We start from the raw sequence: 8,250 nt of genomic DNA, 5'->3' as shown, positions 1-8,250 counted from the left end.
GGAAGAAAGAAACACTCGAAGATCAGAACGGTGAACGCTGGGTCCATCGCAATACACCCGGTTCTTGACCGGATCGAGGCGACCTTTTAATCTACCGTCAACTCAGGCTCCAACTGATGGCTGTGGGTTAAACATTCTATCGAGATGATGCGATGCTACATCTGCCATGAACCAACCAACTGAACGACCTGCTGGCTTCCAGGGCTATGTCCATCAATCACAAGCAAGTGAGGACGAGGAACTGACCCATGTCGATCACGGTACAGCCGGCGGGGAGTACCTGCGACGATTCTGGCAACCGGTTGCGATGTCCAGCGAACTGGGTGACCTGCCACTGGTGGTCAAGATACTGGGTGAAGAACTGGTCCTGTTTCGAGACAAATCTAACAGCGTTGGACTGCTGCACAAACATTGCGCCCATCGAGGTGCGTCATTGGAGTACGGCATTGTCGCGGAGCGCGGGATCATTTGCTGCTATCACGGCTGGCACTACGACATTGACGGCACGCTGATCCGAGCAGGTTCCGAGCGACTCGACAGCCCAATCTGCAGACAAGTGGTCCAAGGTGCCTATCCGGTGACGGAAAAAGACGGCATCTTGTTTACCTACATGGGCCCACCGGACAAACGACCTGATTTCCCCGAGTACGATACACAACATCTTCCTGGTGTGGAAAAGATCCCGTTTTCTCTGACCACACCGTGCAACTGGCTGCAGGTCTATGAAAACACCCAAGACCCGATTCATGTACTCCATCTGCATACCCATTCGAGCGGTGTGCAGTTTGGTGTGGCCTCGGGTGTAGACCAGATCATTGAATATGAGACGAGTTCCGCTGGGATGATCAACATTCAGACTCGACAGGTCGGCGAATACACCTGGGCACGAACGGTCGAGTCTATCCTGCCTAACGCTAATCAGACCGGCGCGATCTGGGAAGAGGCTGAAACCGAAAAATACTTTCAGCGTATCGCCATTCTGCGCTGGATGGTGCCGATCGACAACTTTGCAACCCGTACCATTGGCTGGCGGTATTTCAGCTCCGAGACCGATCCGCGGAATCAGGGTGACCGATCTCTGGTCGGTAAAGAAAGCATCGACTTTATCGGTCAAACCGAAGATGAGCGCCCTTACCATGAACGCCAGCAACAGCCGGGTGATTTTGAAGCGCAGGTTTCGCAACGTCCGATCGCGATCCACGCCGATGAGAACCTGGCAAGCTCCGACGGCGGCGTCGCTCGTTTAAGACAACTCTTAAGGGAGCATGTCCGTAACGTGGCGCAGGGCAATGATCCGCCTCAGCCCCCTCGGGGTTATAAAGGGTGGGTGTCAACCTACACCCAGGACACCGTCTATCCTATCACATTGGACGCGTCACAGCGCCGGGTATTTGGTCGCAAAATTGCAGCTACAATTCTTGACAGTGGTCACCTGAGCCACCAGGACAGAGCACGAGCCGTAGAACAACGATGTAAACAATTTCTGCCCTCCACCTCATGGTAAATTACGAACTAGACGTACCTATATAGATTCACCCAAGGAGACAACAATGAAATTGTTTAAACGATACGTTTTGTTCCTGGCCTGCCTCATCGGTTTGGCCGCAATGCAAACGGCACAAGCTCAAGACTCACTACTCAACACTATACTCAAAGAAGGCGTCCTGAAAGTTGGCACCACGGGGGATTGGGACCCCATGACGATGCGCGACCCTGCTGACAATTCGTATAAGGGTTTTGATATCGATGTCAGCACCGCATTGGCAGCAGATCTTGGCGTCAAAATTGAGTACGTTCCGACCGAATGGAAAACACTGGTTGCTGGCGTCACATCCGGCAAGTACCACATGACCGGGTCAGCTTCCGTTAACCCCAAGCGCGCAAAAGTTGCGGGTTACTCGATGTCTTATGTTGATGTTGGTCAGTTACCGCTGATACTTAAAAAGAACGCTGACCGGTTTAACGGCTGGGAAGATATCAACCAGGAAGGTGTCACTGTGGCCGCAATCCTCGGCACCACCCAAGAGCAATATGTAAAGTCGTTCTTTCCCAAAGCTAAGCATGCAATCGTCGAAGCACCCGCAACTGACTTCTCAGAAGTATTATCAGGCCGGGCTGACGTACACATCACATCAAACATTGCAGCCTATAAACTTATTGGCAAATATCCCCAGATGATGATCGTGCCAGTAGGTCACGCAAGAGCTCGTACACCGCTCGCGATCCTTTTGCCACAGGCAGATCAGGTCTGGATCAACTATGTCAACCACTGGATAAGCCTTCAAAAAGCTCGTGGGCTTTTTGACAAACTGAGCGCCAAGTGGGGACTATAGGACTTCGCCGCTTCGTTTGAAAATATGTAAAAGAGCCCGCCATGCGGGCTTTTTTATTTCTGGCCGGCCACCGACGGCAAATTTAACATGTCTTTGATGTTTTTTACACGCATCCCTTAAGCACTTATTGTGTGAAAGTTCGGTATCACGATACTCGTCTTGAGCCCGCGCTAAGAGTTCTGTTTGGATTTATCGGTGAGACGGACGCCAATCGAGTCGACCCTGCGGTGTCAGTTCTAACAAACTGCCTCTCACGGCTGGCCAACTTGGTGGATCCAGCACCCAATCTGTGGGCAGAGCAGTTGTGTCTTACCGATTGCGCCCATCCGACAACACTGTTCATGGCCCAGGACTTGTCCGCAGCACTGGGAAAAGCAATCGAACTTCCAGCAAAACTTCAGGCATGGTAGTCTGCTCTGTATTAAGACCAAGTCATTCAACAGGTGGTTGATAACAACCGGGCTACGGTAGCGGCCTGGATTGACTCTAAACAAGAGAGCAAGATAACTTGAAACTTGAAACCGCAACCAGTCGCGAAGTTGCCGATTATCTCGAAGAGTGTTCGGGCATCGTTCTGCCAACCGGCTCCCTAGAGCAACACGGGCCCATTGGCCTGATCGGCACAGACGCGCTTTGCGTTACCACTATTTCTGAACGGGCAGCCACAGAATCCACAATGCTGGTTGCGCCGACTCTTTGTTACACACCAGCTCAATTCAATATGAACTTTGCCGGTACGGTTTCGGTGACGGCGCGAGCATTTGCTCAACTGTTTGAGGACATTCTTCGATCACTACATCGACAGAAGTTTCAGTTCATCTATGTATTGAACGGCCATGGTGCCAATCTGGCTCCCATGCGCAGTGCAGTGCACGATCTATATCTTGATCTCGATGACCGAGCACCAAAGGTCAAGCTGCGAAGCTGGTGGGAATATCCCACAGTAGACACTATACGGAAGGAACTTTACGGCCACTGGGAGGGCATGCATGGCACACCCTCTGAGGTTGCAATCACCCAAGCCAGCGTACGAGTGGTTGAGTCACCAAGCCATCTGCCACCCGCACCATTGAGTGAAGAATTTATCCGGGATCACACAGGAGATTTTCACGGCCCCGCGAGTGAACACGCGCGTGATTTTCCTGACGGCCGGGTGGGTTCACATTCGGAACTCGCCAGTATTGAGCACGGTGAGGCCCTGATTGCAGCAGCGGCAAGCGCCTTAATTGGCGAGTTCAAATCATGGATGGCTGAATCTAATTGAAGAACGCCTAGTATCCATCAATCGCCAGATGCCGCTCCAGCCAGCGCACACCCGACGACACGATCAGAATCAACACAAGGTATTCCAGAAGCAAAAAAGTATAGATTTCCAGTGGCCGGTACTCCGTAACCACCAGTTCGTTTGCCCGACGGGTGAGTTCCTGCATCCCGATTACAGAAATAAGCGAGGACATTTTTAGCATATAAATTAGCTGGTTACCTAGTGGTGGGAGTATGCGCCGGATAGCCTGCGGCAACACGATGAATCGCATACTCTGGAAATAGTTCAGCCCCAGCGCTTTCGCGGCTTCGATTTGCCCCCGTTCAATAGATTGGATGCCTGCACGAAAAATCTCGGCTTGAAATGCGGAATCTGATATCGAGAGCGCCAAAACGCCTGCCGCGAAAGCACTTATTGAGATACCGGCCACCTGCGGCAAGCCGTAGTAGACCCAAAGAATCATGACTAGGAGAGGTATGGCCCTAATCAGTTCCACATAAGTCCAATTGATGCCTTTGGCGAGTCGATTCTTCGAGATCCCAGGTAGCGCAATCAACAACCCAAGAACAATTGCTATTACGATCGCGGTCACCGACAGCAGAATGGTAAATTTAAGGCCGCCGAGCAGAAACTTGATGTTGATGATTCCTTGATCTGTCGTCGGTGAGATGACATACCAACCAAAATTGCCTGAACAGCCGGTCAAACAAATAACCCCGGTTGTCAACGTTAGCCAGCGCACTAGATTAGCGATGATTAATTTCCCGCGACTCATTCGTTTCCCCTAAACAACAATGACACTACCAACATTCCAGACAGCCTCAACCGACCTGGCTATATGTGAGCTGTTGCGAATCAGGCCGATCTTCTAGATTGTCTGGCAAAAGATTAGGTCACCCGATTGCAAGCCGACTTCTCCGATCTGCACACAATCGCTATGATCGCACAGAACGCTATCTCGAGGGCCGAAACCTGTATCGATTGTTCAGACGCCAACGAAAACAATTGTCAATGCCGGGCAATTATCCAGGATTGACTAATCTCCGGATCCTCACCGTCGTTAAGATCAATCATCACCATGTCTTTGAATGATAAATACAGCTCTCCGGGCTGGAGTACGTATGCCGGATTAAAATTCGGGGCTGACGCCAAGTGATACGCGTTAAACGTTTTGAAGGATAGCAGGCCGCCGGGCCAGTAGCTGTTACCCCGACTATTGCGTCAGTGAGATCTTCTCTGAGCATAGCTGAAATCTCTACGAGTGAAATCCGCCCCGCTCAACTCACAACCCGGACATTTGTTGAGCGCTTTAAACCTTTTTAGATCGTTTTCATCATAGGCATTAATTGGAAACGCAAATAGTAGAGCAGCTACAAACAATAATAATTTCATCTGATTGACTCCAAATCGCGTCATAACGCAATCATAGTCTTTTACTTCCCAGACGTTAAATAATGCGTGAGTGTGTGTACACGCTTTATGTTTCCAAGCTAAAAGTAACCCCAAGACCCTTAGAGAAAGTTCAATCCCAGTCGTGCCCACCATTTTTTCCACTGTTCCTGCGACTTTCATTCGCCATTGACCAAGTTTCTCTGGTTCCGACTGTTCGACTAAAGCAAAAACTTAATAAATTGTTACCGATTGATTGACCGAAGGGCTGCAACTGGCTGATGTAACTGCTGATCTTGGGAATGAAGATACGGGGTGGTCGTTCGGACATTCGTACCGGGCGGGAAGGCTATAATCGGGTTCTGTTCATGCAGCGGAAAACAGTATGACCGAGGTTCAAGGGCGCCCCATTTACTTCGATTTGACGGAAGAATCCCGTGAAATATTTGAGAGCATTATCATTTCCCGCTTTTCGGTACGGGATGACGATGACGAAGTCTTGAGGACCGATGGTGGCCTGGCGTTCGTTGAGCAAGGAACGACAAACTGGAAACTGGTGCTCGCTGAAACCGAGATACTCGTTCACACCACTGGCCAGTCTCCCGCAGAGAGCAGCAGTTGTGACAAACCAGATATGGTGGCGGTCAAGGCCGCATGGTATAGACCTGAAGATGCCCGTAAAGCCTACGTCAACGTACAGGCGGGCGGCAATGCCAACGTGTTCTATGAACTGGGGGCGATTTTAGTGCCAGACGGCTTTCGCATCCCGGTCGTGACAGCGAGCAAGGAAAACGTCATGTACTACGGCCTTACGCTGGTTGAGAACGACCAGGCGTTCGAACTTCTGTCAGACGAGTTCGACATGGTACTGGCGAAATACCGTTACGGTAAAAACTATCAGGAAGACTTTTTAACCGAGTTAGCAGGAGGCGGCGGTTATTTTGTCGAGACTCATAATTTCCCGCATGTTCATGCACCTCTGTCCCCCGATTGCGGTGGCTACATAACAATCGGCAAAAGAGTCTCACCCGACGAGTTCAACTTCACCGCGTTCACTATCCCTTACGGGTATGCGCTGCATACACCCGCCAATACCATTCACGGCGATGGAACAATAGTCGGCGAGCATGCGATCACCGTGGCGACAACGTCGGCCGAAGCCGACACGGTACTTTTCTACAACGAGCACACCAAGGCTATGGCGCGCGACCTCTTTTCGGTGGCGTAAATCTATAGCTCTTACGCGCGACGCTACTCCGTTGGCAGGATCTTCATACTGCAGGCCTTTGCCTTCTATTTCGGATTGACCGCTGGCTGCCCGATGCTGTAATAGCGAAACGGCCTGTTGGTAATCCATTCCAGGTCGTAAAGATTCCTTCCGTCGAAGATTACGTCCCCTGCCATCAGCTCGGCATCCTGGCGAAGTCCGGTGTTCGGAACTCCTGCCACTCAGTGCAGACTAGCAGTGCGTCTGCGTCCTTGAGCGGGTCGTACATGTGTTGGCAGTATTCGATCTGCTTATCGCCCAGGACGGCTTTGGCGGTTTCCATGGCTTGGGGATCGTGGACCTCCAGAGACGCCCCGGCCCCAATAAGTCGCTGGGCGAGCGTAATTGCCGGACTCTCGCGTACATCGTTGGTGAGGGCTTTGAACGCCAAACCCCAGACAACGATCTTGCAGTTACCCAACTGGTCACCGAAGTAGTGCTCTATGCGATTGAACATGACTTCTCCTCTGGCCGGATAATCTTTTGCAATCACAGAGTCGATAGCCTTCAAGATGTTACCGAAACTCGGTCTCGCAAACGGCATGGTCTGGACTATGGCGAAGTAGAGCGTCTGATTTGGACGGACCACAAAGATTCCCGGCTCTACAAATAACGAGGGCTCCTCGATGCCAGCCCCGGAAACCATCGTCCCGATGGACCAAAGGCAGGTCATGCACTAACATCTAAACTGAACCAGTTAACGGGGGCGGGCCAGGTGCAAAACTTGCACCTGCGACTGAGAAAATTCAGGATGAGTAACGGGGGAAAAATATTTCAGCCGGAAATATTGCGAGCGCTTCGAGAGCCAGTCCTAGATAAAGCTCGGGGGTTACCCGCTTTCGTTTATACCAGCCAAACATTTTTTGAACTCGAACAAGAGCGGTTGTTCCCTAAAACTTGGGTGGGGATTGCATTTGATACTGACGTACCAAAGCGCGGTGACGCTGTACCCCTGACAGTTCACGGATTGCCCTTGATTCTTGTTCGGGACGACGATGACAATATTAGAGTCCTGCAGAATGTCTGTCGCCACAGAGCAACAATTGTTCTTGACAAGCCTTGCGAGGGACTGACCAATTTCAAGTGTCCCTATCACGGTTGGACCTACGACCTAATGGGAAGTCTGATTGCAACGCCATTCTGGGATGGTACAGCTGGATCAAGGGATAATCCGGTAGATCCCTTGAAGAATAGTTTGGTTCCTGTGCGGAGTCACGTTTGGAACCATGTTGTATTCATTAACATAGACGGTAAAGCAGCCAGTCTGCCCGACTATCTCGAACCAATGGATAGAGAACTTGCCCACTTAGACATTGACTCTCTCGAGATCGGTCATCGCCAGACATGGGACTTCCGAGCCAACTGGAAGCTGGTCATGGAAAACTGGGAGGTCTATCACCACGTCTGGGTTCACGACGGTGTGTTTGACAAAATGTCGGATGAAGTCGATTTGGATAGTGGAGAGCCGTATACCGATATGATTGCGGAAGGGAATACTATGATGTTGCGGACAAATGATAGACGACCGCCAATACCACAACCGGTTGAAGGTTCAAGTGGTTATCTGCCCTCACTGCCCCAAAAGTGGGAACCTGACGGACACACGAGTGCTGCAAATGCAGTATTGCCTAACACCACAGTGACTATCGGATCTATGGCTTACGCTCCAGCCGTTTACGTTCCCATAGCTCCAGGGGTGACCCAAGCGAGGATGGCTTGGTTTTTTGCGCCAGGAGTGATGGGTGAAATTTGTTTCGAAGGCGCGGTGAATAAAGTTCTAGATCGCTGGTTAGGTCCTGCGCGTGAGTTAACGGATCGCCGGGGAATTCGCCCGCAAGATCACCGCTGTATGGAGTTACAGCAGGAAGCCCGTTCGTCCCCGATTGCCAATGATGTCAAGTTTTCAACGACCTGGGAACAGAATGTTCGTTATTTCCAAAACTGGCTGGCAAACCACATTGACTCGACCTGAAACTCAACAAATTGGTCGCTCGAGT

At 51.0% G+C, this 8,250-nt stretch carries 9 protein-coding genes; 6 read left to right on the top strand and 3 right to left on the bottom strand.

Going from position 1 to position 8,250, the window contains the following annotated elements:
* Window positions 1-166 precede the first annotated feature (166 nt).
* The 4 genes from MK323_12435 to MK323_12420 all read left to right on the top strand — a co-directional run bounded on the left by MK323_12435 (window position 167) and on the right by MK323_12420 (window position 3,597).
* A complete protein-coding gene (locus MK323_12435) occupies window positions 167-1,504 on the top strand; it encodes a Rieske 2Fe-2S domain-containing protein (protein MCH2482957.1) in 1,338 nt (445 codons plus the stop codon).
* 46 nt (window positions 1,505-1,550) lie between these two features.
* Window positions 1,551-2,333: a transporter substrate-binding domain-containing protein gene (locus MK323_12430; GenBank protein MCH2482956.1), complete on the top strand. Its 783-nt coding sequence runs from the start codon at window positions 1,551-1,553 to the stop codon at window positions 2,331-2,333.
* A gap of 131 nt (window positions 2,334-2,464) precedes the next feature.
* Entirely contained in the window at window positions 2,465-2,743 is a 279-nt protein-coding gene (locus MK323_12425) for a hypothetical protein (protein MCH2482955.1), read from the top strand.
* Between the two features lie 98 nt (window positions 2,744-2,841).
* Window positions 2,842-3,597: a creatininase family protein gene (locus MK323_12420; GenBank protein MCH2482954.1), complete on the top strand. Its 756-nt coding sequence runs from the start codon at window positions 2,842-2,844 to the stop codon at window positions 3,595-3,597.
* Between the two features lie 7 nt (window positions 3,598-3,604).
* On the opposite strand, the gene MK323_12415 is transcribed toward MK323_12420, so the two are convergent.
* Both MK323_12415 and MK323_12410 read right to left on the bottom strand, forming a co-directional pair.
* Window positions 3,605-4,372 (bottom strand): amino acid ABC transporter permease, encoded by a 768-nt coding sequence (locus MK323_12415; GenBank protein ID MCH2482953.1) that lies wholly within the window; start codon window positions 4,370-4,372, stop codon window positions 3,605-3,607.
* Between the two features lie 446 nt (window positions 4,373-4,818).
* Complete coding sequence (locus MK323_12410; protein MCH2482952.1) at window positions 4,819-5,169, bottom strand: hypothetical protein; 351 nt, start codon at window positions 5,167-5,169, stop codon at window positions 4,819-4,821.
* Window positions 5,170-5,371: 202 nt separating this feature from the next.
* Here MK323_12410 and MK323_12405 point away from each other — a divergent pair, with 202 nt between their 5' ends.
* Window positions 5,372-6,214 (top strand): hypothetical protein, encoded by an 843-nt coding sequence (locus tag MK323_12405; GenBank protein MCH2482951.1) that lies wholly within the window; start codon window positions 5,372-5,374, stop codon window positions 6,212-6,214.
* 175 nt (window positions 6,215-6,389) lie between these two features.
* Here MK323_12405 and MK323_12400 read toward each other — a convergent pair whose 3' ends face one another.
* Window positions 6,390-6,926 carry a UDP binding domain-containing protein gene (locus MK323_12400; protein MCH2482950.1) on the bottom strand — a complete coding sequence of 179 codons (537 nt, stop codon included), beginning with the start codon at window positions 6,924-6,926 and terminating at the stop codon, window positions 6,390-6,392.
* A gap of 78 nt (window positions 6,927-7,004) precedes the next feature.
* Here MK323_12400 and MK323_12395 point away from each other — a divergent pair, with 78 nt between their 5' ends.
* On the top strand, window positions 7,005-8,225 hold the full coding sequence (locus MK323_12395; protein ID MCH2482949.1) for an aromatic ring-hydroxylating dioxygenase subunit alpha: 1,221 nt from the start codon (window positions 7,005-7,007) through the stop codon (window positions 8,223-8,225).
* Window positions 8,226-8,250 lie beyond the last annotated feature (25 nt).

It is taken from the genome of Gammaproteobacteria bacterium (assembly GCA_022450155.1).
In the GTDB taxonomy this organism is placed as follows: Bacteria; Pseudomonadota; Gammaproteobacteria; order Arenicellales; family UBA868; genus REDSEA-S09-B13.
The sequence above is the reverse complement of the archived record's forward strand: the minus strand, read 5'-3'. Positions and strand labels throughout refer to the sequence as shown.

Coding starts and splice junctions, on each gene's coding strand:
- MK323_12435 (MCH2482957.1), top strand. CDS start 167: ATGAACCAACCAACTGAACGACCTGCTGGCTTCCAGGGCTATGTCCAT.
- MK323_12430 (MCH2482956.1), top strand. CDS start 1,551: ATGAAATTGTTTAAACGATACGTTTTGTTCCTGGCCTGCCTCATCGGT.
- MK323_12415 (MCH2482953.1), bottom strand. CDS start 4,372: ATGAGTCGCGGGAAATTAATCATCGCTAATCTAGTGCGCTGGCTAACG.
- MK323_12410 (MCH2482952.1), bottom strand. CDS start 5,169: ATGAAAGTCGCAGGAACAGTGGAAAAAATGGTGGGCACGACTGGGATT.
- MK323_12405 (MCH2482951.1), top strand. CDS start 5,372: ATGACCGAGGTTCAAGGGCGCCCCATTTACTTCGATTTGACGGAAGAA.
- MK323_12400 (MCH2482950.1), bottom strand. CDS start 6,926: ATGACCTGCCTTTGGTCCATCGGGACGATGGTTTCCGGGGCTGGCATC.
- MK323_12395 (MCH2482949.1), top strand. CDS start 7,005: ATGAGTAACGGGGGAAAAATATTTCAGCCGGAAATATTGCGAGCGCTT.